The sequence below is a fragment of the Curtobacterium sp. MCLR17_059 genome, assembly GCF_003234665.1.
Classification (GTDB): domain Bacteria; phylum Actinomycetota; class Actinomycetes; order Actinomycetales; family Microbacteriaceae; genus Curtobacterium; species Curtobacterium flaccumfaciens.
This window is the reverse complement of record NZ_QKSU01000014.1, coordinates 32,733-57,926: the sequence shown is the minus strand read 5'-3', so window position 1 is coordinate 57,926 and position 25,194 is coordinate 32,733. Positions and strand designations below refer to the sequence as shown.

General features: G+C 72.9%; 18 protein-coding genes. 14 read left to right on the top strand and 4 right to left on the bottom strand.

Annotated features, from left to right (window positions below):
* Positions 1–42 precede the first annotated feature (42 nt).
* Positions 43–1,236, top strand: a complete 1,194-nt coding sequence (locus DEJ12_RS16185) for an NAD(P)/FAD-dependent oxidoreductase (protein ID WP_258370634.1) — start codon at positions 43–45, stop codon at positions 1,234–1,236.
* Positions 1,237–1,285: 49 nt separating this feature from the next.
* On the opposite strand, the gene DEJ12_RS16180 is transcribed toward DEJ12_RS16185, so the two are convergent.
* The 3 genes from DEJ12_RS16180 to DEJ12_RS16170 form a co-directional block, all read right to left on the bottom strand.
* Positions 1,286–2,155, bottom strand: a complete 870-nt coding sequence (locus DEJ12_RS16180; protein WP_111030753.1) for a UbiA family prenyltransferase — start codon at positions 2,153–2,155, stop codon at positions 1,286–1,288.
* A 42-nt stretch (positions 2,156–2,197) separates the two neighbouring features.
* On the bottom strand, positions 2,198–3,784 hold the full coding sequence (locus DEJ12_RS16175) for a long-chain fatty acid--CoA ligase (protein ID WP_111030784.1): 1,587 nt from the start codon (positions 3,782–3,784) through the stop codon (positions 2,198–2,200).
* A gap of 71 nt (positions 3,785–3,855) precedes the next feature.
* The gene (locus DEJ12_RS16170; protein ID WP_111030752.1) at positions 3,856–4,761 is read right to left on the bottom strand and encodes a DMT family transporter; all 906 of its coding nucleotides are present in this window, start codon (positions 4,759–4,761) and stop codon (positions 3,856–3,858) included.
* Positions 4,762–4,832: 71 nt separating this feature from the next.
* Here DEJ12_RS16170 and DEJ12_RS16165 point away from each other — a divergent pair, with 71 nt between their 5' ends.
* The 10 genes from DEJ12_RS16165 to DEJ12_RS16120 all read left to right on the top strand — a co-directional run bounded on the left by DEJ12_RS16165 (position 4,833) and on the right by DEJ12_RS16120 (position 15,205).
* Positions 4,833–5,681 carry a LysR family transcriptional regulator gene (locus tag DEJ12_RS16165; RefSeq protein WP_111030751.1) on the top strand — a complete coding sequence of 283 codons (849 nt, stop codon included), beginning with the start codon at positions 4,833–4,835 and terminating at the stop codon, positions 5,679–5,681.
* A gap of 84 nt (positions 5,682–5,765) precedes the next feature.
* Positions 5,766–6,980, top strand: coding sequence for a sensor histidine kinase (locus tag DEJ12_RS16160; protein WP_111030750.1), 1,215 nt, complete (start codon positions 5,766–5,768; stop codon positions 6,978–6,980).
* Positions 6,968–7,702 carry a response regulator transcription factor gene (locus DEJ12_RS16155; RefSeq protein WP_111030749.1) on the top strand — a complete coding sequence of 245 codons (735 nt, stop codon included), beginning with the start codon at positions 6,968–6,970 and terminating at the stop codon, positions 7,700–7,702. Before DEJ12_RS16160 ends, DEJ12_RS16155 begins: the two co-directional genes overlap by 13 nt.
* Positions 7,703–7,810: 108 nt before the next feature.
* Positions 7,811–8,623 (top strand): fructosamine kinase family protein, encoded by an 813-nt coding sequence (locus tag DEJ12_RS16150; RefSeq protein WP_111030748.1) that lies wholly within the window; start codon positions 7,811–7,813, stop codon positions 8,621–8,623.
* A 270-nt stretch (positions 8,624–8,893) separates the two neighbouring features.
* A complete protein-coding gene (locus DEJ12_RS16145; protein ID WP_258375600.1) occupies positions 8,894–11,065 on the top strand; it encodes a glycosyltransferase family 39 protein in 2,172 nt (723 codons plus the stop codon).
* A 35-nt stretch (positions 11,066–11,100) separates the two neighbouring features.
* Positions 11,101–11,823 carry a response regulator transcription factor gene (locus tag DEJ12_RS16140; protein ID WP_111030747.1) on the top strand — a complete coding sequence of 241 codons (723 nt, stop codon included), beginning with the start codon at positions 11,101–11,103 and terminating at the stop codon, positions 11,821–11,823.
* A gap of 56 nt (positions 11,824–11,879) precedes the next feature.
* Complete coding sequence (locus DEJ12_RS16135; RefSeq protein ID WP_146245614.1) at positions 11,880–13,478, top strand: cell wall metabolism sensor histidine kinase WalK; 1,599 nt, start codon at positions 11,880–11,882, stop codon at positions 13,476–13,478.
* Between the two features lie 100 nt (positions 13,479–13,578).
* A complete protein-coding gene (locus tag DEJ12_RS16130; RefSeq protein WP_071406090.1) occupies positions 13,579–13,848 on the top strand; it encodes a hypothetical protein in 270 nt (89 codons plus the stop codon).
* Between the two features lie 48 nt (positions 13,849–13,896).
* Complete coding sequence (locus DEJ12_RS16125; protein WP_146245613.1) at positions 13,897–14,439, top strand: hypothetical protein; 543 nt, start codon at positions 13,897–13,899, stop codon at positions 14,437–14,439.
* A gap of 259 nt (positions 14,440–14,698) precedes the next feature.
* Positions 14,699–15,205, top strand: a complete 507-nt coding sequence (locus tag DEJ12_RS16120) for a hypothetical protein (protein WP_245165815.1) — start codon at positions 14,699–14,701, stop codon at positions 15,203–15,205.
* Between the two features lie 39 nt (positions 15,206–15,244).
* On the opposite strand, the gene DEJ12_RS16115 is transcribed toward DEJ12_RS16120, so the two are convergent.
* A complete protein-coding gene (locus tag DEJ12_RS16115; RefSeq protein WP_111030744.1) occupies positions 15,245–16,063 on the bottom strand; it encodes a helix-turn-helix transcriptional regulator in 819 nt (272 codons plus the stop codon).
* 113 nt (positions 16,064–16,176) lie between these two features.
* Between DEJ12_RS16115 and DEJ12_RS16110 the strand changes: the two genes are divergently transcribed.
* The 3 genes from DEJ12_RS16110 (at position 16,177) to DEJ12_RS16100 (ending at position 25,166) form a co-directional block, all read left to right on the top strand.
* Positions 16,177–17,469: a bifunctional glycosyltransferase family 2/GtrA family protein gene (locus DEJ12_RS16110; RefSeq protein WP_111030743.1), complete on the top strand. Its 1,293-nt coding sequence runs from the start codon at positions 16,177–16,179 to the stop codon at positions 17,467–17,469.
* A gap of 339 nt (positions 17,470–17,808) precedes the next feature.
* Positions 17,809–23,379 carry a glutamate synthase-related protein gene (locus DEJ12_RS16105; protein ID WP_111030782.1) on the top strand — a complete coding sequence of 1,857 codons (5,571 nt, stop codon included), beginning with the start codon at positions 17,809–17,811 and terminating at the stop codon, positions 23,377–23,379.
* A complete protein-coding gene (locus tag DEJ12_RS16100; RefSeq protein ID WP_111030742.1) occupies positions 23,376–25,166 on the top strand; it encodes a sulfite reductase subunit alpha in 1,791 nt (596 codons plus the stop codon). Before DEJ12_RS16105 ends, DEJ12_RS16100 begins: the two co-directional genes overlap by 4 nt.
* The last annotated feature ends 28 nt before the right edge of the window (positions 25,167–25,194 follow it).

The window sequence follows — 25,194 nt, the reverse complement described above, 5'->3', positions numbered from 1 at the left end:
CTCACTGAACGCCGCGGCGATCGGTCACCGTAGGCTCGCCCCGTGCCCATCGAACGCGTCGACGTCCTCGTCGTCGGCGGCGGCCCCGTCGGGCTGTTCGTGGCGGCACTCCTGGCGGCGCGGGGCGTCGACGTCCGGGTGTGGGAACGCCGGGACGAGCCCCCGACCGGTTCGCGGGCCATCGGCATCCACCCGCCGTCCCTCGACGCGTTCGCCGCGATCGGCCTGGACACCGCCGTGCTCGCCGAGGCGTCACTGGTGCACGCCGGAGTGGCCCGCAGCCGTGGCCGGACCCTCGGCACCCTGCGCTTCGACCGCGCGTCGCCGACCCACCCGTACGTGGCCACCCTCGACCAGCACCGCACCGAGTCCCTGCTCCGTGACCAGCTCCGTGCCAGCGCACCGGGTGCCCTGCGGACCGGCACCACCCTGACGGCGCTGTCCCGGCACCCCGACCACGTCGACGCCACCGGGACCGGACCGGACGGCGACACCGTGACGGTCCGTGCGGCCTTCGTCGCCGGGGCCGACGGTGCCCGGAGCGCCGTCCGCGACCTGCTCGGCATCGGCACGACCGGGCGCGAGTACCCCGACCGCTACGTGATGGGCGACTTCGCCGACCCCGAGGCACCGTCGGCCCGGTCGGCCGCGCTGGTCGACGTCGGCCCGGACGGCGTCGTCGAGTCCTTCCCACTGCCGGGTGCGCGTCGCCGGTACGTCGCCCTGGTGCCGGACGACGACGCGTTCGCCTCGGCCGAGGGCAGCTGGACGGGCACGCCGGACCCCGCGGTCGTCGCACGCCTGGCCGCACTCGTCGCCGAGCGCACCGGTGTCGTCCCCGACCCCGCGACCTGCTCGATGACCAGCGGCTTCCGGGTGCGCCGCCGCACCGCCGACCGCGTGGGCGTCGGCCGAGCCGTGCTCGTCGGGGATGCCGCCCACGAGATCAGTCCGATCGGCGGGCAGGGCATGAACCTGGGGTGGCTCGACGCCGCCGAGCTCGCGCCGCTGCTCGCCGGAGCGGTCCGCACCGGTACGGCCGGGCCGTGGCCGGGCTACGCCGCCCGCCGCCAGGCAGCCGCCCGCCGCGCGGCTCGGCAGGCCGAGGCGAACATGGCACTGGGCCGTCCGCTCGGCCCCGTCACGGCGACCGGCCGGGAGGCGCTGCTCCGGACCGCCCTGTCACTGCCGACCGCGCACGGCCTGGCCCGGCTCTACGCGATGCGCTGGGCCTGACGGCTCGCGTCCGGCGCACCGGCGCACCGGCGCAGTCTGTTCCGCGTCGTCAGGCGACGAGTCGCGCGCCCGCGAAACCGAGCTCGACGACGAGCACGAGGGACGACGCGATGACCAGCCGGAACAGGGTGCGTGAAGCCCGTCCTGCGAGCACCAACCGGACGCCGAGGACGGCGAGCACGGCCACCACGACGGCACCGAGGACCGCGAGCACGACGCCAAGACCCCGAACGGGGTCGTCGCCGAGCACCTGTCCGCCGAGCACCAGCGCTGCAGCGACGACGAGCGAGGCGAACGCGACGATCCCCGCACCGCGGAGCCCGAGGCGGTGCGGGAAGCCCCGCACCCCGGTGGCGGCGTCGTCGACCAGGTCGGGCAGCACGTTGGTGCAGTGGATGGCGATCCCGAAGACGGCCCCGGTGGCGATCGCCCACCACGCCGGCCACTGTCCCTCGGGCCCGGCCGCGACGGACACGACGGGCAACAGCCCGAAGGCGACGACGAACGGTGCCACCGACCACACCGAACGCTTCAGCCCGGCGTCGTAGGCCCACCCCGCGGCGACGAGCACGAGGTGCGCGACCGCGGCGACCGGCCCCAGGAAGAGCGAGAGCACCACGGCGATCCCGGCGGTGGCGTAGGCGGCGGTACGGACGGTGCCGACGGCGATGAGGCCGCGGGCGACGGGCTTGTCGCTCCGCCCGACGGCCCGGTCGCGGTCCGCGTCGATCCAGTCGTTCGCGAGCCCGATGGACAGCTGCCCGGCGACGACCGTCAGCGCCACCAGCACCACGAGCCACACGGGGTGCCCCACGGCGGCGGCGATCACCGCGGCGAGGACGGTCACGGTGACCGTGGGTCCGGGGTGGGACGACGCGAACAGCAGACGCGCGGTCGACGGGGTGCGGCTGGCGGTCACCCGGTCAGCGTACGGATCGCCCCTGCGCGGTCGTGGGGCGGATCACGGAACCGCCGTCACCTCGACGCTGAACCGGTCGACGAGCTCGCGCTTGAGCACCTTGCCGCTCGGACCGAGCGGCAGCGCGTCGAGGACGTGCACCACCCGGGGGTACTTGTACGCGGCGATCTCGGCGGCGACGAAGTCGACCAGGACCTGCGGCTCGACGGACGCGCCGGCGTGCAGGACCACCGCGGCCTCGACCTCCTGCCCGTGCACGGCGTGCGGCACGCCGAACACCGCGGCCATCGCGACGTCGGGGTGGGTGGCGAGGACCTCCTCGACCTGCCGCGGGTACACGTTGTAGCCGTTGCGGATGATCATGTCCTTCGTGCGGTCGACGATCGTCAGGTACCCGTCGTCGTCCTTCGTGCCCAGGTCACCGGTGCGGAACCACCCGTCGACGATGGCCTCGGCGGTGTCCTCGGGTCGGTCGAGGTACCCGTTCATCAGGTTGTGCCCGCGGATGACGAGCTCGCCGATCTCGCCGTGCGGCAGCATGACGATCGCGTCGCGGACCTCGGGGTCAGCGATCTCGACGTCGATGCCCCACACCGCGGTGCCGATGGTGCCGGGCCGCGGCGGTTGCCCGACGTGGTTGAAGGTGGCGACCGGCGAGGTCTCGGTCAGCCCGTACCCCTCGTGGATCGGCGCGTCGAAGACCTGCTGGAACCGCTCGAGCACCGCCAGCGGGAGCGAGGCCCCGCCGGAGATCGCGTACCGGAGCGTCGGACGGGCCTCGGACCGGGTCGCGGCGTCGAGCAGCGCCATGTACATCGTCGGGACGCCCATGAAGATGCCGCAGCCGTGCTCGACCATCGCGGCGAGCGCCGTGTCACCGTCGAACTTCGGCAGCATGACGAGCGTCGCGCCGGTCCGGAACCCGGTGTTCATCGTGCAGGTCTGCCCGAACGTGTGGAACAGCGGCAGGGCGCCGAGCAGGACGTCCCCGCGGTGCATGTCGAACGTCGTCATCAGGTTCGTGTTGACCTGTTCGAGCAGCGAGAAGTGCGAGCCCTCGGCACCCTTGGGCTGGCCGGTGGTGCCGCTCGTGTACAGGATCGTGGCGGTGTCGAACGGGTGCCGCGGCACGTAGGTGTCGAGCGGTTCGCTCTGCGCGGCCAGGGCCTCGAGCCGGTCGGGGCCGGCCGCGGACCCGTCGTCGGTCGTCGCCGGCGCGAGCACGGTCACGACGTCGACCCCGGCGAGCTCGGCACCGGCGGCGCCCTCGCCGAGCAGCGGGGCAGCACAGACGAGCAGCGTCGCGCCGCTGTCGCGCAGGACGTACTCGATCTCGCGGCGCTTCAGCAGCGCGTGCACGGGCACGGCCACCGCGCCGAGGGCCAGCGTGGCGTAGTACACGCGGGGGAAGTCCGCGACGTTCGGCACGAGCATCGCCACCTTCGACCCCTCGGTCACGCCCCGCGCGCGGAGTGCCCCGGCGTAGGCCAGGGTCTGCGCCCACAGCTCGGCGTAGGTGGTGCGGACGTCGCCCACGATGACGGCGACGTCGTCCGGGTACCGTGCCGCCGACTCGGCGAGGATCGCTGCGACCGACGCGGTCGCGCGGGTGGTGTGGGTGTCGTGCATGCCGGTCTCCGTCTTCGTCGACGACCTCGTCGTCGTCACCGCCGATCCTACGGCTCGACGCGGCGGACCGGTCAGGCGGCGGACGCCGCAGGCTCCCGCCGGCGCACGAGCACCCCGGACGCCAGGGCGATCCCGAGCAGGACGACGAGTCCGCCGACGGGCTCGTTCCACCGCACCCGCTCCCCCAGCACGAGCACCCCGAGCGCCACCCCGACCACCGGCGTCAGGTACGTGACGGTGGAGGCGCGACCAGCGCCCCACGCCTGCACGAGCCGCGTGTTCCAGGCGTAGGCCAGCCCCGTGCCGACGCAACCGAGCGCGATCATCGCGGCCACGATCCTCCCGTCCAGCTGCACCGGACCGGTCGCGATGACGGGCGCGACCAGCAGGAGCATCCCGGAGGCCAGCGTCAGCTGGACCGTCGCCAGCGTGACCGGGTCGTACGCGCTCGCCACCGCGACCCGGCGCAGGTAGGCGAGCCCGATGCCGTAGGACGCGGTCATGCCGAGCAGCGCGACCTGCCCCGGCACGCTCGCCAGGACCTCCGGGTCGGTCAGCACGTCCCACGGGCCGACCAGCACGAGCACCCCGACGATGCCGAGCACGATCCCGAGCACTTGCCGTCCGCGCAGCCGTTCGGACGGCACGAGCACCGCGAGCGCGGCCAGCGTCATGATCGGCGTCGTCGCGTTGTAGATGCTCGCGAGCCCGGACGGCACCGTCTGCTCGGCCCACGCCATCAGCGACGACGGCACCGCGTTGAGGAAGACCGCGACGACCGCCAGGTGCGCCCAGGTCCGCGGCTCCCGGGGCCACGGCCGACGGGTCGCCAGGAGCACCACGACCAGCGTGACCCCACCGAGCACGGTCCGCACGGTGGCGACCTGCTGCGGGGCGAGACCGTCGAGTCCGATCTTCGCGAAGAGGAAGCTCGATCCCCAGGTCAGGGCGACGAGGGCGTAGAGGAGGGCGTTCACGTGGCCTAGTGTCGGACCACCGGGTGACATGCGGCAAACGCATGTCGCTCATGCCGCCATGAGGAGGACGCATGACCGTCTCGGTCCAGCAACTGCGCGCGTTCGTCGCCACGCTCGACGCCGGGTCCTTCACCGCAGCGGCCGCAGCGCTGGGCGTCGGGCAGTCCGCGGTGTCCCACGCCGTCGCCGGGCTCGAACGCGAGGTCGGCGGCCCCGTGGTGCGCCGCGGCGCGGTCGCCGCCGCCACACCGCTGGGCGACCGCCTGCTGGCCCACGCCCGCAGCGTGCTCGCCTCGGTCGAAGCCCTGGAGGCGGTGGTCCGGCCCGCCACGGCGCGCGGCACCGTGCGCCTCGCCGCCGTCCCCACCGTCTGCCAGGGCCTGCTGCCGCGGCTCCGCGAGCTGTGGGCGGTGACCCTGCCGGACGTCGACGTGCAGGTCTACGAGGGGGACGACGACGAGATGCCGGAGTGGCTCGAGGCCGGCACCGTCGACGCCGCCGTGCTCGTCGACCCGTCGCCGGTGCCCGACGGCGGCGTGGTCGTGGCGCGGGACGAGATGGCCGCCGTGATCCGCCGCGACCATCCCCTCGCCGAGCTGCCCGCGCTCACCCTCGACGACCTGCACGAGGACGGTCTGGTGGCGGGCGGCGGTGGCTGCGAGTACCAGATCCAGAAGCTCCACGAGCTCGACGGCCGCCCGTTCCGGTACGCCCACCGGGTGCGGGAGATGAGCACGATGTTCGGGATGATCCAGCGGGGCGAGGGCGTGTCGATCGTGCCGACCCTGGGCCGCGGGATGCTGCCGCCCGACCTCGTGATGATCCCGATGGCCCGGCGGCTCGAACGGACCCTGGTGCTGAGCGGGCCGTCGTCCCGTGCGTGGCACCCGTTGGCGCGGGCCCTGGTCGACGCGGTCTGAGACGGACGCCCCCTGGTCAGGCTGCTCCGGCAGCTCCGACCTTCGGCGGATCCGCTCGTCCCGACGGCTCCCTAGGCTCGGGGCATGACCTCGACCACGCTCCCCGCCGTGCCGCTCGGGCAGCGTGTGTGGTCCCAGACCTGGCGTGTCGCCGTCGCGGCCCTGACCGGGCTGCTCACCGCGGGGCTCGTGTGGCCGACGATGGACACCCGTGGGTGGAGCGACCTGCACGTCGGCGCACTGATCCTCGGCGACGTGGGTGCCGGTCTGGCCGCCCTCGTCCTCCTGCCGTTCCGGCACCGGGCACCGTTGCTGATCACGGTCGTCATCGCTGCCCTCAGCTCGGTGTCGACGTTGGCGGTCGGAGCGGCCGCAATCGCCACGGTGTCGCTCGCCACCCGGCGCCGGGCTGTCGAGCTCGCCGTCGCCGGTGCGGTGCTGCTCGGTGCCACGGTGCTCTACGACGTCGTCGTGGCGCCCCCGTCCGACGACATGCCGCTCTGGCAGATCTTGATCGCGGGCGTCGTCGGCATCGCCCTGCTCGTGGTCATCGGCATCGCGATCGGGCAGCGCCGGGCGCTCCTGCTGTCGCTGCGTGAGCGGGCCGCCCTGCTCGAACGCGACCAGCAGCTGCGCGAGGACCGTGCCCGCGAGCAGGAGCGCGCCCACATCGCCCGCGAGATGCACGACGTCCTGGGCCACCGGCTGTCCCTGGTCGCGCTGCACGCCGGTGCCCTCGAGTACCGCGGCCCGGGGCTCACCCCCGACGAGACCGCCGCGGCGGCCGGGGTCGTGCGGGCCGAGGCGCACTCCGCGCTGACCGACCTGCGCGACGTCCTCGGGGTGTTGCGCGACCCCGCGGCGACCGGCGGCGACGAGGTGACCGGCACCGCGCCTCCGCAGCCGACGCTCGTCGACCTGCCCGACCTGCTCGAGCAGGCGCGTTCCGGCGGTGCGACCGTCCGGGCGCGCGTCGACACCGACGGCGCAGCAGTGCCGACGGCAGTCGGCCGGCACGCCTACCGGATCGTGCAGGAATCGCTGACGAACGCCCGTCGGCACGCCCCCGGACAACCCGTCGACGTGGTGGTCGAGACCGTCCCCGGTCCCGGGGTCCGGGTGGTGGTGTCGAACACGCTGACCGACGGACCTGCGCACGCGGACGCGTCCGGGAAGACCGCCGGGCACGGCCTGCGCGGGCTCGCCGAACGCGCCCGGCTCGTCGGCGGGAGCTTCCGCGCCGGCAGCGACGACGGACGCGTGCACGTGGTCGAGGCGGTGCTGCCGTGGACTCCGTGACCGCTCCCGTCCGCGTCGTCCTGGTCGACGACGACCAGCTCGTGCGCGTCGGGCTCCGCATGCTGCTCAGCGGCGACGACGGCCTGGTGGTGGTGGGCGAAGCGGGCGACGGGCTCGAGGCCGAAGGCGTCATCGCCGCGACCGCGCCCGACGTCGTGCTCATGGACATCCGGATGCCCCGGTGCGACGGACTCGTCGCCACCGAACGCGAACTGCGCCGCCGACCCGACCTGGCCGTCCTGGTGCTGACGACCTTCGAGGGGGACGACCTCGTGCTCGGAGCGTTGCAGGCCGGCGCCCGCGGGTTCCTGCTCAAGGACACCCCGCCGTACGAACTCGTGCAGGCCGTGCGGACCGTCGCGGCCGGGCGCTCGATCCTGTCCCCGTCCGTGCTCGACCGGGTCATCGCGTTCGCGGCCGGATCCCGCTCGGGCCAGGCGGCCGGTGGCCCGGGCGGCGCACCGGCCGGGCCACCGGTCGATGCCGCTGCGGACGACACCGAGGCGCGCCGGATGCTCGCCCTGCTGACCGAGCGGGAGCGGGAGGTCGCACTCGCCGTGGCGAACGGGGCGTCCAACGCGCAGATCGCCGCCGACCTGTACGTGGGCCTGGCCACCGTGAAGACGCACGTCGGGCACGTGTACGAGAAGTTCGGCGTCGAGAACCGGGTGCAGCTGGCACTCGTGGTGCACGCGGCCCGGCGGGGAGAGCCGAGCGCGTGACCGTGTGACCGCGTGACCGGGCGCCGGGTGACCGGTGCGCCGGGTCGCCGGGTCGCCGGGTGATCGTCGGCTGAACGGTCGACGGTGCCCCCTCGGCAGGATGGACCGATGGCCGAGACGCACGTGAAGACGTTCACCACCGCGGACGAAGCGGCAGCCGAAGCCGCTGGACTCGCCTGGCTCGCCGAGGCCGAGGACACCGGCGGCACCCGCATCGCCCGCGTGCTCGGGCGCCCGAGCCCGACCGTGCTCGACCTCGAGCTCATCTCCGACGGCTCCCCCACCGCCGCCCAGGCCGAGCGGTTCGGCCGGTCCCTCGCACACACGCACGCCGCCGGTGCCGACCACTGGGGTGCACCGCCCGCCGGCTGGACCCGCGGTGCGGCGCTGCGGATGGGCCGCTCGCGGACGCCGTTCGTCACGGCCGAGCAGGCACCGGCGACCTGGGGCGAGTTCTTCGCCGAGTACCGCATCCGGGAATTCGTCCGCCGCATCGTCGACGCCGGCGGGTTCGACCATGCCGAGGCAGCCGTGTTCGAGCGGGTCGCCTCGCGCGTGCAGGACGGCGCGCTCGGGTCGCCCCAGCCCGCGCTCGTCGGGGACCGACCCGCTCGTCTGCACGGCGACCTGTGGGCCGGCAACGTCCTCTGGCCGACGGACTCGTCCGAACCGACCGGCGCCGTGCTCATCGACCCGATCGCCCACGGCGGGCACGCGGAGACCGACCTGGCACTGCTCGGGCTGTTCGGGCTCCCCCGGCTCGAGACGGTGCTCGCCGCCTACGACCGGGAGTCACGGCTGGCCGACGGGTGGCAGGAGCGCGTCGACCTCCACCAGCTCGCGCCGCTGCTGCTGCACGTGTTCCTGTTCGGCGGCTCGTACTCCGGGGCAGCACTCCGGGCAGCGCAGCGGTACGCCTGACCCCTCGCACCGTGCGGCTTCGCTCGACCCGTGCGAGGTTGCCCGCCCCGGTGCCGGCGCCGCACCGTGCGGCCTCGCTCAGCCCGTGCGGGGTTGCCCGCCCCGTGCAGCGCTACAACCGCGCACCGAGCAGGCGACGCCGCACGGACCGAACGAGAGCGCACCGTGCGCCGCGCCGCCGCCCGCCGGCCAACCGCGCACCGTGCGTCCTTAGCCCGCACATAGCCGGCGCAGTGCAGCAGTCGGGGAACGCCCCGGATGCTCATCGACATGACCACGTACCCGGTACCCGTGACCGACCGACGCGACCCCGCGCGCAGTGCCGCGCGGGATCGGCGCCGCCCGCCCCTCGCCCGGCTGTTCCTCGGCGAGCGCGAGGACGCCCGCTGGCTCCGGCCGGCGTTCTGGGCGCTCCTGGCCGTGACCGCCATGGTGTACCTGTGGGACCTCAGCGTCTCCGGGTACGCCAACAGCTTCTACGCCGCCGCCGTGCAGGCCGGCACGAAGTCGTGGGAGGCGTTCTTCTTCGGCTCCCTCGACTCGTCGAACTTCATCACGGTCGACAAACCACCCGCCTCGCTGTGGGTGATGGTGCTGTCGGCCCGGCTGTTCGGCTTCTCGAGCTTCAGCCTGCTGCTCCCCCAGGCGCTGATGGCCGTCGGTTCCGTCGCCCTGGTCTGGGGCACGGTCCGCCGCACCCTGGCCCGACTCGGCGCCACCACCGCGAACGTCGGCGCGCTGCTCGCGGGCTTCGTCGTGGCAGCGACCCCGGCGGCGGCGCTGATGTTCCGCTTCGACAACCCGGACGCCCTGCTCGTCCTGCTGATGACCGCCGGCGCGTACTGCACGGTGCGGGCGCTGCCGAAGGGCAGCTGGAAGTGGATCGCGCTCGCCGGGGTCGCCCTCGGGTTCGCGTTCCTGACGAAGATGCTGCAGGGCCTGCTCGTCCTGCCCGCCTTCGGCCTCGTCTACCTGTTCGCCGCCCGCACCGGCTGGGGCCGGCGGGTGATCGGTCTGCTCGTCGCCGCCGGTTCCCTCGTGGTGGCCGCCGGCTGGTGGGTCGTCGCCGTGTGGCTCTGGCCCGCCGAGTCCCGCCCGTACATCGGCGGCTCGACGAACAACACCGTCCTCGACCTGGTGTTCGGCTACAACGGCCTCGGCCGGATCTTCGGGGGCTCGGGCAACGGCGGCGGAGGCGGCGGCACGACCGGCGGCACCGCCGGAGGCTCGTTCGGCGGCTCGACGGGCCTGAACCGCCTGTTCTCGTCCGAGATGGGGCTCGAGATCTCGTGGCTCCTGCCCGCGGCGCTCATCGCCCTGGTCGTCGGGCTGGTCGTCGTCGGCCGTCGGCACCTGGCCGATCCCGCACGCGCCGGACTGGTCCTCTGGGGTGGCTGGCTCCTGGTCACCGGACTCGTGTTCTCGTACATGTCCGGCACGATCCACCCGTACTACACGGTCGCCCTCGCCCCGGCCATCGCCGGACTCGTCGGCACCGGCGGCGCCCTGCTCTGGCACGCACGAGCCCGCTTCGTCGGCCGCCTCGGCCTCGCTGCGATGATCGGTGTCACCGCGTTCTGGGGCTGGTGCCTGCTCAACGAGAACCCGACCTGGCTGCCGTGGCTGCGCTGGGTGATGCTCGCCGGCGGGCTGCTGTCCGCGGCACTGATCGTCATCGGCAGCGTGCCGTCGCTGCGCCGGCTCGTCACGGTCGGCGTCCTCGCCGGCGCCCTGTTCGGCCTGTCCGGCACCACCGCCTACGCCCTCGCCACGACGACCGTCGCGCACTCCGGTTCGATCCCGAGCGTCGGTCCGGCGGGCAGCAGCTCCGGTGGGATGGGCGGCGGCACCGGTGGCTTCCCGGGAGGCACGGGCGGACCGGGTGGGTCGACCTCCGGCTCCGACGACGGCGGCTCCGACAGCACGTCCGACTCCCAGCAGGGTCCCGGCGGGACCCCGCCGGAAGGCGCGTCCGGCGAGGCGCCGGAGATGCCGGACGGCACGTCCGGTACGGCACCGGGCAGTGGGCAGGACGGCACGGACGACGCGACCTCCGAGGGCGGGTCGGGGACGGGCCTCCAGGCCGGGGGTGGTGGCGAGGGCGCGTCGACCTCGTCCGCCCTGCAGGAGCTGCTCGAGGCATCCGACGCGAAGTGGGCGGCCGCGGTCAACGGATCACAGTCGGCCGCGCAGCTCGAACTCGACACCGACACAGCCGTGATGGCGATCGGCGGCTGGTCGAGCGACCCGGCACCGACGCTCGCGCAGTTCAAGGCGTACGTCGCCGACGGCGACATCGGGTACTACGTGTCGTCCGGCTCCGGCGGCGGCATGGGCGGCGACTCGTCGACCGCGTCGGCGATCCAGGAGTGGGTCGCAGCGAACTACGAGTCGACGACCGTCGGCGGCCAGACCGTCTACGACCTGAGCAGCACGGAGTGACCGGCGACGAGGGCGCGGTGGATAGGCTCCGGGACATGCCCGGCACCCCGCTGCAGCGCACCGACGGCTCCCCCGTCCGCGCCCTCGTCGTCGACGACGAGCACGCCCTGGCCGAGGCCGTCGCCCTGGCGTTCGCGGGCGACGGCTGGGCCGTGCGGTCGGTGCACCGCGGGCGCGACGTGCTGTTCGCGGCCCGGGAGTTCCAGCCCGACGTGATCGTGCTCGACGTGATGCTGCCGGACATCGACGGGTTCGAGGTGCTCGAACGGCTCCGCGACGCCCGCGACGGCGTCCGGGTGCTGTTCCTCACCGCACGCGACGCCCCCGAGGACCGGCTCGCCGGGCTGACCGGCGGTGGCGACGACTACCTGACCAAGCCCTTCGGCATCGAGGAGCTGCTCGTCCGTGCCCGGATCCTGGCGCGCACCTCGGCCCGGGTCGCCGCGGCCGGGGCGAGCGCCGAGGTCGTGGTCGGGGACCTCCGGCTCGACGAGGACGCCCGCTCGGTCAGCCGTGCCGGGGACCCCATCGAGCTCACGCCGACCGAGTACGAGCTGCTGCGGCACCTGGCCCGCAACGCCAACCGGGTCCTGTCCCGCGAGCAGCTGCTGGCGAGCGTCTGGGGCATGGACTTCGGCACGTCGTCGAACCTGGTGGACATGTACGTGTCGTACCTGCGGAAGAAGCTCGACGCCGGACGTGAGCCGATGCTGCAGACCGTCCGTGGGGCGGGGTACGTGCTCCGGCCGGCGACGTGAGCCGGCCCGGGCGCACCGGGCGTGTGCCGTCGTTGCGCTGGCGGATCGTGGCGGCCGTGGCCCTGCTGCTCGTGGCGACGAACGTCGTCGTGGGGGCGGTGACCGTCGTCGCGTTCCGGGGGTACCTGGTCGACCGGCTCGACGCGGAGCTGTCGACGGCGGCGATGCGGACCGTCGGCGGACGGGACGGGGCCGAACCGCCGCCGGGGGCGTCCGGGCCGCCGCCGGGGTCGTCGTCCTCGTCGTCCTCGTCCTCGTCGTCGTCGTCGTCCTCGTCCTCGTCCTCGTCGGACGATCTGCCGGATCCCGACAACGCCTTCATCGGTGCGCCGGGGCAGTCGGCGGGCACGGTCATCGCCATCGTCCGCGACGGCGACCTGGTGCTCGGTGGCTACACCGACGGGGACGGTGACCAGCGCCGTCTGACCGCGACGCAGCAGCGGACACTCGCCGCGGTGCAGACCGGCGGCGACCCCGTGACGGTCGAACTCGGCGCGCTCGGGGACTACCGGGCGCAGGCGGTCAGCGACGACGGCGACGTGTTCGTCACCGCGCTCCCCCTCGGTGACCTCGACGCCGCGATCGCCCGGTTGCTGCTCGTCATCGGGGTCGTCACGGTACTCGGGCTCGCCGTCGCCGCGTGGGCGCTCACGGTGCTCGTCCGTCGATCGCTCCGTCCGCTCGAACGCGTCGCCGCGGTGGCGTCCGGCGTGACCGCACTCGACCTGGAACGCGGAGACCCGGACATCCCCGTCCGCGTCTCCGACGCCGACCTGCGCGCGAACCGCGAGGTCGCGCAGGTCGGCAACGCGCTGAACCGGCTGCTGGGCCACGTCGCCCGGGCGCTCACCGTGCGTCGTGACGCCGAGGCCGGCATGCGGACGTTCGTCGCCGACGCCTCCCACGAGCTGCGGACCCCGATCGCCACCGTCCGGGCGTACGCAGAGCTGTCGGAGCGGACCTCGGACCTGGACGCCGTGCACCGCAACGTCGAACGGATCGGACGTGAGGCCGTCCGGATGGGCGACCTCGTCGACGAGCTGCTGCTGCTCGCACGGCTCGACGCCTCGGCCCTGGTGTCGGGGGCGCCGGCGTCGCAGATCGTCCGCGAGCCGGTCGACCTGACGTCGCTGGTGGTCGAGGCCACCATGGACGCCCGCGCGACGGCGCCGGACCACCGGTGGACGCTGCAGATCGTGGACGACCAGCCGGTGCTCGTGGCCGGTGACGAGGTGCAGCTCCGACGGGTGGTCACGAACCTGTTGACCAACGCCCGGACGCACACGCCGCCGGGGACTGCCGTCGTGGTGTCGTTGCAGTCGGTGCCCGGGTCGGGGTCGGCGTCTGCGTCTGCGTCTGCGTCTGCGTCGGACGGTGCCGTCGTCCGCTTCGTCGTGGCGAACGACGGGCCGCCGATCCCCGCCGAGTCCCTGCCGACCCTGTTCGACCGGTTCACCCGGGGTGAGGCCTCGCGCTCACGGGAGCACGGCACGAGCGGTCTCGGGCTGGCGATCGTGCGGGCCGTCGTCGTGGCGCACGGCGGCAGCGTGCGGGTCGCGTCCGAGCCCGGCCGGACCGCGTTCACCGTGGACCTGCCGCCCTCGGGCGGGGGCGGGTCGACGGGGGACGCTGCGGGCGCTGGGAAAGCTTCGTGAGCAGAAGACGTCGGGTGCCGCGACCGCACTCGACATCTCCTGCTCACCGAGTGCCCTCCCGGTCGCATACTGGTCGGAGAACGCCGGACGAGGAGGCCCCGTGACGAACGCGTACGACAAGCTCCCGGGCCGCCCCGACCCCGCCGACCTGGTGGTCGAGGTCCCGGCGTTCGAGGACGACCGCCCCCAGCCCGAGCCCGCACCGCCCGCCGCGGCGCCGGAGCTCGTGGCCGCGACCGAGTTCGCGCGCTCCTCGCACGCACCGCCCACGATCCGCCGGACCCAGATGCGGGCGGGCGCCTGGATCGCGGGCGTCCCGATCGCGGCGCTCGTGGTCGTCGCGATCGTGCAGATCCTGCTGCCCCGCTGACCGAGAGCGTCACTGATATGTAGAGTGGTACGCCGTGGGGACGCGGTGGTGACGACAGCGACGAACGGGTACCGAGAGGTCTTCGTCGATGAGTCGAAGGTCAAGGACTACCTCCTCGTCGCCGTCTGCCTCGAACGCTCATCGACACGGGCCGCACGGTCTGCACTCACCGGACTCGTCCTCCGTGGGCAGTCGCGCCTGCACATGCGGAAGGAGAGCGACGCCCGTCGCCGGCTGATCCTCAGCACGATCGCGTCCTTGCCGGTCGAGGTCACGGTCTTCCGTGCCGTCAAGGACGGGCGGTCCGACACGGCACGCCGCGCTGCGTGCCTCAGACGACTCGTCGCCGCCACCGCGGTGTCCCCGCGCGTCAGCGTGTGCTTCGAACGGGACGAGACACTCATCCGCAAGGACCGACAGTGGATCGTCGAGGCGACGCGGGACTCGGGTGGCGCCCGTCTGGTCCACCGCCACGAGACGGCTGCACACGAGCCGCTCCTGGCACTGCCGGATGCAGTCGGGTGGGCGTGGGCGAAGGGCGGCGACTGGAGACGTCGTTGTCCACCGGAGATCACCGTGATCGACGTCTGAAACGCGCAGAACCCGAGCGCCCAACCGTCCGGATGGGTCTCGGGTCCACTTCTCGAAGCTCAACGCAACGAGCACGATCACGCTACCACCGTGCCATGTCACACGCCAGGACCGGCAGACGATGGCACGGCGATCGGGCGTCGTCCGGATTGTCAGACGATCGACCAACGTCGAGCCCCGTCGCGTGCATCCGCGTCGGAGCGCACGCAGGCTGGGTCTTGTCCGAGCAAGACGACCCGAACGGGTCACCACTGCAGAGATGGGAAACACGATCATGAACTCGTTCAAGCGCAAGTCCGTGAAGCTCCTCGCCGGCACCGCCCTCGGCGGCGCCGTCATCGCCGGGGCGTTCGTCGCAGCCCCCGCGCAGGCCGCCGAGCCCGCGCCGCCCAGCACCTCGTCGTCCGTCGGCGGCAGCGTCAACGTCAACCTCGACCCGGTCGCGATCGTCAACGCGATCAAGGACGCGGTCAACGACCAGAGCGACCGCGGCGGTGCCGTGCAGGCGGCGCTCGACGTCGGCTACTGGAACGCCGGCAACCCCGACCGCCTCACCGTCGCGGTGGTCAACAAGAACCAGGACATCACCGTCGAGGGCGACGTCGCGGACGCCCAGTCGATCGACATCAAGGGTGGCAACTACGTCATCTACTGGTTCAAGGGCCCCGGCAAGGTCACCAACAACGGTGACGGCGGCTGGCTGAACTGGGGTGTGTTCGGCAACATCGAGCGCATCGACAACGTGATCCACGTCAACGGCGGCTGACTCCTCCGTTCGTCGGCGACGCCCCCTGGGACCTCGGTCTCAGGGGGCGTCGCCGTCCGACCGCGCCGCTTCGATCGCCGACGGCCGGTTGCGTGCAGCCAGCATGAAGTCCCGCCGAGACCGGATCCAGCCCCGGACGAAGGCGACCGACACCAGCGCCGTCCGGTTCGGCGCGTTCCAGGACTTCATCAACCGGCCGAGGTGCCAGGCGACGGCCTGCCGGCTGTAGGCGGTCTCCTTGGCGATGGCGTCGTTCGACAGACCACGGGCGGCGAGCGCCAGCATCCGTTCCTCGGTCTCGTCCAGGCCGGGCGCCGATGCCACCAGGTCGATGTCGTCGGTGCCGAGCGCTGTCGTCGCGTCCGCCGACGCCCCTCCGCGGTGCTGCGCCCAGGCCTCCGCCCAGCACGAGCCGAGTTCGTGTGCCACGAGTGATGCCCGGCTCATCGCGAGCATCGTCCGGCCGGCGTGGTCGATCGTCGTCGCGTGCTCGCGGGTGGCCGTGTGCATGACGAGGGCGAAGACACGGATCGCGGGCAGGGCGCCGCGGAGCACGACCGAGACGTCGACCTGCGGGTCGTCGGCGCTGGCGGCTGCGACCTCGCGGAGCCGCACGAGGCACTCCGGGTCGAGCGGCTCCCCACGCTCGACCGCGCGCAGTGCCGCGGGGAGCACGAGCGGGACGATCTGCTCGTACCGACGCCGGAGCCAGTCGTGCCCGTCGGGTCGGATGCCGTGCAACGGTGGCGCGAGCAGCAGCTCCGTGAACTCCGGGCACCGCTCGTCGAGCGCCAGCCCCAGCCGCTCCCCGGGGAGCAGCACGGCCGTCCGTCGTGCGTCGTCGCGCTCGGTCGTCATCGTGCGTCGAACGTATCCGGACAACAGGTGTCGTGTCCGCCCCGTTCACGTGGTGTTCGTTCTTACCCGGGCCACAGCGCCCTGCCTCGGCCCCCGTAGCCCCGCTGCCGAGCATGAGCGGCATGACGGAGACGAACCAGCCCATCGACATCGACATCGTCGTCCCCTGCTACGACGAGCAGGACACGCTCGCCGCCCACGTGCGACGGCTCCACACGTTCTGCCGGACGTCGTTGCACCACTCGTGGCGGATCACGATCGCGGACAACGCCTCGACCGACGACACCGCCCGGATCGCCGACGACCTCGCCGCGATGCTCCCCGGCGTGCACGCGGTGCACCTGCCCGAGAAGGGCCGGGGCCGCGCGCTCAAGGAGGTCTGGGCGGCATCGCCGGCGGCCGTGCTCGTCTACCTGGACGAGGACCTGTCCACCGACCTCGCCGCGCTCGAACCCCTCGTGGCGCCCCTGCTGTCGGGGCACTCGGACCTGGCGATCGGTACGCGGCTGGCAGGTTCGTCGCGCGTGGTGCGTGGCAGCAAGCGGGAGTTCATCTCGCGCTCGTACAACCTGCTGCTCCGCACGACGATGGGGGTGTCGTTCTCGGACGCGCAGTGCGGGTTCAAGGCGGTCACGAAGGCCGCCGCCGACCACCTGCTGCCGTTGTGCGAGGACGATGCCTGGTTCTTCGACACCGAGCTGCTCGTGCTGGCCGAGCACGCGGGACTCCGCATCCACGAGGTCCCCGTCGACTGGATCGACGACGTCAACTCCTCGGTGCACATCGCGTCGACCGCGACCGAGGACCTGAAGGGCATGTGGCGGGTGTCGAGGAACATCGCCACCGGGCGGGTGCCGATCAGCACGGTCTACGCGGCGATCGGTCGGCAGCCGTTCACCCCACCGAGCGTGGGGTTCCTGGGGCAGGTCCTGCGGTTCGGGGCGATCGGGGTGCTCTCGACCCTGGCGTTCGCTGCCCTGTACGCCCTGTTCCGGCCGGCGCTCGGCGCCCAGACCGCAGACTTCCTCGCGCTGTTGGTCACGGCGATCGGCAACACCGCACTGAACCGGCGGTTCACGTTCGGGGTGCGGGGCCGTGCGGGAGCGGGTCGTCACCACGTGCAGGGCCTGGTCGTGTTCGGCATCGCCTGGGCCATCACGTCGGGGTCGCTCGTGGTGCTGCACGCGTCGGCGCCGGGAGCCTCGCACGGTGCGGAGATCGCGGTGCTGACGGCAGCCAACCTGGTGGCGACGGGCGTGCGGTTCGTGTTGTTCAAGGCGTGGGTGTTCCGTGGTCGCCGACGCCCGGAGCTCATCCGCCCCGGCACCACCCCGGCGGCCGACGCCAGCACGGCGGTCACGGAGCCGATCGCAGTGAGCGACCGAACCGGCGAGCGAGCAGCCTGACACCGTGCCGGGTCACCCACCCGGTGCACGGTTGCACGGCGCCCGCGGCACGCCGCACCGTGCGGCGTCGGCCATCCCGTGCGAGGTTGCACGCTCCGTGCAGCGCTACGAACTCGCACCGAGCGTGCAACCTCGCACCAGCCGACCAGACCCGCACTGTGCGACACCATCGCGCCCCACACCACCCGTGTTGCACGGTCGGTATACCAAGCCGTAGCATCGCCCTACCGCACCACCACCCCACAGGGCCCGACTGCCACCATCGGTCTGCCCGCGGCGAGCGCTCCATCGATGCAGCCCGCGCCGTCCGCTGCCGGCAACGCCCCACTGGACCCGCACGTGAACCCCACCTCTTTCGGTCTCTACGACCCTGCCCGCGAATCGAGCGATTGCGGCGTCGGTTTCATCACCCGTCTCGACGGGACGCCGAGCCACGACGTCATCCGCAAGGGCGACGAAGCGCTGTGCTCCATCCCGCACCGCGGCGGCAAGTCCGCCGAGGGTGTCGGTGACGGCGCGGGCGTCAGCATCGACCTGTCGGTGGAGTTCTTCAGCGCCATCACCGGCGAGCAGCTGCGCGCCGGGCACTTCGGCGTCGCGAACTGCTTCGTGCCGAGCAGCGACGGAGCCGACGGCACCGACGAGCGCGCCCGCGCCGAGCAGACCGTCACGGACGCCATCACGAACGAGGGCTTCGAGCTGCTGCTGGTCCGTGACGTCCCGGTGGACCACTCCGTCGCGCGCCCCGAGGCCGAGCAGTACCAGCTGCCGATCGTGCAGTGGGTCTTCCGTGCTCCGTCCGACTGGGACCGCACCGAGGTCGACGCCGCCGCGAACCGCGCCCTGCTCGCCATCGAGGCGGTCTCCTACGCCCAGGCCGCCGCCGAGCGCGCCGAGCACGCCGCCCTGTACCCGCTGTCGCTCAGCGCCCGGACCCAGATCCTGAAGGGCCGGCTGAACTCCGGCGAGGTGATCGGGTACTTCACCGACCTGCGCGACCCCCGGCACTCGGTCCGGACGCTGTACTTCCACACCCGGTTCTCGACGAACACCGAGCCGCACCCGACGATGGCGCAGCCGTTCCGCCTGATGGCGCACAACGGCGAGCTGAACACCGACCGCAAGAACCGGCTGTCCGACGAGGCGCTCGCGCGGGCCCGCACCCGGAGCATCGTGCGTCCGCCCGGGCAGTCGGACTCGAGCCGACTCGACCAGACCCTGCAGAGCCGCGTGTTCGACGACGGGCTCGAGATCGTCGAGGCCGTGGTCTCGCTCATGCCGCCGGCGTGGGAGAACGACCGCACCCTGACCCCGGACGTCCGGGACATGCTCGAGTACTTCTCGCTGTACGAGGAGAAGAACGACGGTCCCGCCGCCGTGATCTTCAGTGACGGCGACGTCGTCGGCGCTCGCCTGGACCGCCTGGGTCTGCGCCCGCTGCGCACCGTCGAGACGGCCGAGTACCTGATGGTGTCGTCCGAGGCCGGCCAGGTCGAGTTCGACGCCGACGAGGTCGTGCACCGCGGCCGCATCGAGGCCGGCGGCATGCTCGTCGTCGACCACCGCACCGGCACCCGCATGCGTACGGGCGAGGTGCTGCACATGCTCGCGGCCCGCCGTGACTACGGCACCCTGCTCGACGCCGCACGCGTGAACCTGGACGACGTGCCCGCTCCGGACTACGAGCGCACGACGTCCACCCTGGGCTACGACGGCGACCTGTCGCTCGCGGGCCGGTACGTGGCGTACTCGCTGAACCAGGAGAGCTTCCGGTTCATGCTCGATCCGATGCTGCAGAACGGGTCGGAGCGCATCTCGGCGATGGGCTACGGCAACGCGATCAACGCCCTGAGCGACACCGAGGGCGGCATGGCGAAGTACTTCTCGCAGCGCTTCGCCCAGGTGACGAACCCGCCGCTCGACTCGATCCGCGAGGCCGACGGGATGTCGATGCGCGTGGCACTCGGCGCGAAGCCGGACGGCACGGGCACCACGGGGCGTCAGCTCGTCGTGCAGTCGCCGATCCTCGGGCACCTCGACATGGTGCGCCTGCGCGAGCAGGACATCGTGCCGCTCGAGCGCTTCGACATGCTCTACGTGCCGGTGCCCGCCGACGAGCAGGCCAACGCCGACGCGATGCGCGGCGCGCTGGACGCCCTGTGCGACGCGATCGAGGCGTTCGCGGCGCGCGGTGGCGGGATCGCGGTCGTGACCGACCGCGAGGTGTCGTCGACCCATGCGCCCCTCCCGGTGATCCTGGCGGTGGCCGCCGTCAACCAGCGGCTCATCGAGACCGGTCTGCGCCTGCGGGTGTCCGTCGTCGCGGAGAGCGGTCAGCTGCCATCGTCACACCACGTCGCGACCGCGCTGGGCTTCGGTGCCGCCGCTGTGTACAGCTTGAGCGCTCGGCTGCGTGCGGAGGAGAAGTACCCCGCCGCACCCGCACCCGCCGGTGAGCTGACCGCGACCGACCTGGCGCTCAAGCAGTTCCGCAAGGCCGCCGAGAAGGCCCTGGCCAAGACCATGGGCCGCGTCGGCCTGTGCACGGCCGAGAGCTACATCGGCGGCGAGTTCTTCGAGCCGAACTACCTCGACACCGGCGATGACGTGCTCGCGCGGATCTTCCCGCACATGCAGGCCCCGGTCGGCGGCGTCGGCTTCGCGCGCATCGCCCAGGCGGCGACGGACTGGCACGAGCGTGCCCGCTCGGTGGCGTCCGAGGGCCAGGTCCCGCTGCTCGGCCTGTTCAAGGAACGCTCCGACGGCGCCGGCCACTCGTTCGGCGTCGCGAGCGTCCGCGGGTTCGGCGGCATGACCGAGGAGCGCCCGGCCTTCGAACGCTCCGGCGACTCGGATGCGCTGCGCCTGCTCACGCTCGGCCAGCTCGACGACTCGTTCGGCATCACCGACGCGGCGTACCGGAACACCGGGTACGACCGGCTGAGCGACGCCGAGATCGACGCGCACCGCATCACGCCGGGCTACGTCACGTTCCTGCAGACGACCCACGACGAGCGGTCCCGCCGCCCCGCCGCGCTCCGCGACGTGCTCGCGCTGCCCGCGGACGTCACCGGGATCGACACCGCCGAGGACTTCGCGCGCGAGCTCGGCCGCTTCTCGACGAGCGGCAACGCCAGCGTCACCGTGCGCGGGCTCTCCGGCTCGCGTCCGTCGGACGACCAGGACCTGCCGGGAGGCACGGAGCGGTTCCGCCTGGAGCTCACGTCGACGGGGACCACGGGTGCACTGCGCCACGCGGCCCTGGCAGACGGCCTCGCGCTGCTCCACCCGGGGCAGATCGACGTCGACGCCGTCGACGACAGCGGGGTGACGCTCCGCGCCACCGGTGCGGCCGTCGCCCTGCTCGCACTGCTGCAGAGCGCCCCGGCGAGCGTCGAGCTCGCCGAGGTGCAGCCGGCCCACGAGATCACCCGGACCCTGGCGTCCGGCGCGATGAGCCACGGCGCGCTCGTCGCCACCGCCCACGAGGCCGTCGCACACGGCACGAACATGGTCGGCGGGATGTCGAACAGCGGTGAGGGCGGCGAGCACCACTCCCGCTACGGCACCATCCGCGGCTCCCGCATCAAGCAGTTCGCCTCGGGCCGGTTCGGCATCTGGGCCGGCTACCTCGCCGACCCCATGCTCGAGGAGCTCGAGATCAAGATCGGCCAGGGCGCGAAGCCCGGCGAGGGTGGCCAGCTGCCCGCACCCAAGGTCACGGTGGACATCGCCGCGGCCCGCGGTGGCACGCCCGGTGTCGAGCTGATCTCGCCGCCGCCGCACCACGACACGTACTCGATCGAGGACCTCGCGCAGCTCATCCACGACTGCAAGGCCGCCCGCGTCCGGGTGATCGTGAAGCTCGTCTCGTCCGAGGGCATCGGCACCATCGCGGTCGGCGTCGCGAAGGCCGGCGCCGACGTGATCAACGTCGCCGGCAACACCGGCGGCACGGGCGCTGCGGCCGTCACCAGCCTGAAGTACGCGGGCCGTTCCGCGGAGATCGGCGTCGCCGAGGTGCACCAGGCCCTGGTCGCGAACGGCCTGCGCCAGAAGGTCACGCTCCGCTGCTCGGGTGCGCACCAGACCGGCAGCGACGTCGTCACGAGCGCCCTGCTCGGCGGCGACAGCTTCGAGTTCGGCACGACCGCGCTCATGATGCTCGGCTGCGTGATGGCGAAGAACTGCAACGTGAAGTGCCCGGCGGGCCTGACCACGAACGCCGAGGCGTTCGAGGGCGACCCCCGCGCGCTCGCGCAGTACCTGCTCAACATCGCCCACGACGTGCGGCAGATCCTGGCCCGGCTCGGCCTGCGCTCCCTGCGCGAGGCCCGCGGCCGGACCGACCTGCTGCAGCTCCTGGACCACCCGGCGAGCGTGGGCCGGCTCGACGCCCGTGCCCTGCTCGCCCAGGTGCCCGAGAAGGTCGTGGCGGACCCGGAGTACCTGGAGAAGGACTTCCACACCGACGACGCCCTGCTCGAGCGCGTCCGTACCGCCCTCGTCGACCACGCGCAGGAGCACGTGCTCGTGCACGGCGTGCTGCTCGGCAACGCCGACAAGTCGGTCGGTGGCCAGCTCGGCATCGACCTCGAGCGTCTGCTCAACCACGAGCTCCGCGCCGAGGACGTGCAGGGCCTGCCCGCCGTGACGACGGACGACCGCGGACGCCGCCGGCTGGTGGACGGCGCGGTCACGATCCGCACGCAGGGCTCGGCCGGGCAGTCCTACGGCGTCTTCAACAACGACGGCGTCGTGCTCGAGCACACCGGCACCGCGAACGACGGCGTCGGCAAGAGCCAGAGCGGCGGACGGATCATCGTCCGCGCCCCCGGTGGCGGCAGCGCCGAACAGGGCGGCAACGTGCTGGTCGGCAACTTCGCGCTGTTCGGGGCCACCGGCGGCCGCACCTTCGTCGAGGGCGAAGCCGGCGACCGGTTCGCCGTCCGCAACTCCGGCGCGACCGCCGTCGTCGAGGGCCTCGGCGACTTCGGCTGCGAGTACATGACCGGCGGCGCCGTGTTCAACCTCGGCGCGTTCGGCAAGGGCCTCGGCAACGGCATGTCCGGCGGGTTCCTGTACCAGTACGACCCCTCCGGCCAGGTCGCCGAGCGTGCCAGCACGGACTCGCTCCTGGTGTTCCCGGTCACCGACACCGACCGCGGTGCGTTCCACGAGGCCGCCGCCCGCCTGCTGCTCGAGTGGCACCTCGAGGCGACCGGTTCGGCCCTGGCCGAGCGGCTGCTCGCCGAGTGGGACACCGCCCGCGCACACGTGTACGTCGGCATGCCCCGTGCCCTGCTGCTCACGCAGGACGCCGGCGAGATCCTCGCGGCGGCGACCCGGCCCGAGCTCCTCGACGAGCTCGCGACCTCGATCGCCACCGACAAGCTCCGCGCGTTCAAGCTCGACTACCGCGACCAGCGCACGGTGCTCGACGGGCGTGCCCCGGCGCTCGGCGACCAGGGCGAGGACATGTTCTCGCTGCTGTCGTCGTACACGGTGCTCGGGGTCGCCCAGGACGTCGCCCTCGAGCGCGTCCCGGGTGCGCTCGGCACCGCCGACCCGCGGGTCGCCGAGGCCGTCAAGAACCTCGTGCTCACCGAGGACTTCTCCGTCAAGCAGCGCGTCGTGAAGTACCTGCGCGGCACGCTCGACCGGTTCGCCGACGACCAGCTCGCCACGCTCATCGCGATCAAGCGGCTCGACGACTACAAGCGCGCGCTCACGCAGCGGAACAACCGCAGCATGGACGCGCCGGGCACCACGGGGTGGATCATGCACCAGAACGCCAAGAACGACGGCCGCGTCCGCGAGGCCCGCTTCGACGAGCTGCTCGCCACCGCGGCGCTCGAGGACATCGCCCGCCGGGCACCGCAGGCGCCGACCGAGGCGGTGACCGCGTGAGCCTGCTCCCCCCGACCGGGTCGCTGATCCCCGTTGACGCACCGTTCTCGGCCGCCCAGGAGTCCTGGCTCGCCGGGTTCATCGCGGGCATCGCCGCCGCCGGCAAGAAGGTCGCGGCCAGCGCGCCCACGACGACGATCGACGTGCTCTTCGGCACGCAGACCGGCAACGCCGAGTTCCTGGCCGACGAGCTCGTCGCCGGCGCGAAGGCCCGCGGACTCGGCGGTCGTGCCAGTGCGCTCGACGCCGTCACCCCCGAGCAGCTCGCCGAGATGTCGCACGTGCTCGTCGTCACCTCGACCTACGGCGAGGGCGAGATGCCCGACAACGCCGGGCTGTTCTGGGACGCGATCCAGGCGAGCACCGTGCCGCGGCTCGAGGGGCTGCAGTACGCCGTCCTGGGCCTCGGCGACACGAGCTACGACGAGTTCTGCCAGGCCGGCAAGCTCCTCGACACCCGGTTCGAGCAGCTCGGCGCGACCCGCATCCACGACCGCGTCGACTGCGACGTCGACTTCGAGGACCCGGCCGCACTGTGGACCGCGGCGGTCCTCGACCGCCTCGCCGCCGAGGCCGGCGCGACGGCTGCACCCGGCGCGACCACGGGCGGTGGTGCCGGCGACGGTCCCGCCGCGACCGGCGGAGCGGGCGCGAGCCGTGCCTCCCGGCCGGGGTCGCAGTGGAACAAGCGCAACCCGTACCCGTCGCGCCTGGTCGAGAACCGACTGCTCTCCTCGCCGCGCAGCGCGAAGGAGATCCGGCACTACGAGTTCGACCTCGGCGACTCGGGCATCGAGTACGCGGCCGGCGACGCCCTGGCGGTCGTGCCCGTGAACGACGAGGTCTTCGTGGCGGACCTGCTCGAGCAGGTCGGCGCGAACGGCGGCGAGGCGTTCGACGGCCGGCCGATCACCGAGGTCCTGCGGACCGACCGTGAGATCCGGACGCCCTCGAAGGACCTGATCGCCGACCTGGTGCAGCGCGCGCCGTCGAGCGAACTCGCGGCCGTCGTGGCGCACGGCGACAAGCACGAGCTGGACCGCTGGCTCTGGGGACGCGACGTCCTCGACCTGCTCCGCGACGCCGGCCCGGCCGCTCCGGGACTCGACGAGCTGCTGCCGAACCTGCGGCCGCTGCAGGCGCGGCAGTACTCGATCTCGTCGAGCCCGCTGGCGCACCCGGACCGCATCCACCTGACCATCGCGTCGGTGCGCTACGGCGACCCGCACCGGATGTACGCGGGAGTCGCGTCGACGTTCCTGGCCGACCGGGTCGACCCGGACGGCACCGTCGACGTCTACCTGCAGCCGAACGCGTCGTTCGGAGTGCCGGCGGACGAGTCGGCCCCGATGATCATGATCGGACCGGGCACCGGTGTCGCGCCGTTCCGCGGGTTCCTGCACGAGCGCGCGGTGTCCGGGGCGACCGGACGCAACTGGCTGTTCTTCGGTGACCAGCACCGGGACACCGACTTCGTGTACCAGGACGAGCTCACCGAGCTGCAGGAACAGGGCGTGCTCGACCGCCTCGACCTGGCGTTCTCGCGCGACCAGGCCGAGAAGGTCTACGTGCAGACGCGGATGCTCGAGCGGTCGGCGGAGCTCTTCGCCTGGCTCGAGGACGGCGGCCACGTGTACGTGTGCGGGGACGCCTCACGCATGGCGAAGGACGTCGAGGCCGCGCTGCTCCAGGTCATCCGGACAGGACGCGGGCGCGGCGAGGACGACGCGCAGGCGTACCTGGCCGACATGCGTCGCGCGAAGCGGTACGTGCGCGACGTCTACTGAGCCGCGTGCAGATCTGATGAGTCCGCCC

Coding starts and splice junctions, on each gene's coding strand:
- DEJ12_RS16165 (WP_111030751.1), top strand. CDS start 4,833: ATGACCGTCTCGGTCCAGCAACTGCGCGCGTTCGTCGCCACGCTCGAC.
- DEJ12_RS16120 (WP_245165815.1), top strand. CDS start 14,699: ATGGGAAACACGATCATGAACTCGTTCAAGCGCAAGTCCGTGAAGCTC.
- DEJ12_RS16175 (WP_111030784.1), bottom strand. CDS start 3,784: ATGCACGACACCCACACCACCCGCGCGACCGCGTCGGTCGCAGCGATC.
- DEJ12_RS16150 (WP_111030748.1), top strand. CDS start 7,811: ATGGCCGAGACGCACGTGAAGACGTTCACCACCGCGGACGAAGCGGCA.
- DEJ12_RS16115 (WP_111030744.1), bottom strand. CDS start 16,063: ATGACGACCGAGCGCGACGACGCACGACGGACGGCCGTGCTGCTCCCC.
- DEJ12_RS16110 (WP_111030743.1), top strand. CDS start 16,177: ATGAGCGGCATGACGGAGACGAACCAGCCCATCGACATCGACATCGTC.
- DEJ12_RS16145 (WP_258375600.1), top strand. CDS start 8,894: ATGACCACGTACCCGGTACCCGTGACCGACCGACGCGACCCCGCGCGC.
- DEJ12_RS16160 (WP_111030750.1), top strand. CDS start 5,766: ATGACCTCGACCACGCTCCCCGCCGTGCCGCTCGGGCAGCGTGTGTGG.
- DEJ12_RS16140 (WP_111030747.1), top strand. CDS start 11,101: ATGCCCGGCACCCCGCTGCAGCGCACCGACGGCTCCCCCGTCCGCGCC.